Annotated in this window: 1 pseudogene; it reads right to left on the reverse strand. The window is 63.7% G+C overall.

The annotated features are described in order from the left end of the window. Window positions 1–411: pseudogene (locus BJP32_RS16795) on the reverse strand (DNA polymerase III subunit alpha); the annotation flags it as partial.

The raw sequence follows: 411 nt of genomic DNA on the forward strand, positions 1-411 counted from the left end.
GCAGAGGACCCGGGCGGAACAGCGCCACCAGTGCGATGAGGTCTTCCAGGCAGTCCGGCTTGAGCTTCTTGATCAGCTCCTTCATGCCGCGCGATTCGAGCTGGAACACCGCAGTGGTCTCGGCCTTCTGCAGCAGCGAATAGGTCGGCTTGTCGTCCAGCGGGATGAAGTCGATGTTCACCGGCTCCAGGCCCTTCTTGGCCTGCTCGCGGTTGATGATCTCCATCGCCCACTTGATGATGGTCAGGGTCCGCAGGCCGAGGAAGTCGAACTTCACCAGGCCGGCCGCCTCCACGTCGTCCTTGTCGAACTGGGTCACCAGTCCGCCGCCTTCCTCGTCGCAGGCGATCGGCGAGAAGTCGGTCAGCTTGGTCGGCGCGATCACCACGCCACAGGCGTGCTTGCCGGTAC

The organism is Brevundimonas sp. ZS04, from assembly GCF_001956865.1.
Classification (GTDB): domain Bacteria; phylum Pseudomonadota; class Alphaproteobacteria; order Caulobacterales; family Caulobacteraceae; genus Brevundimonas; species Brevundimonas diminuta.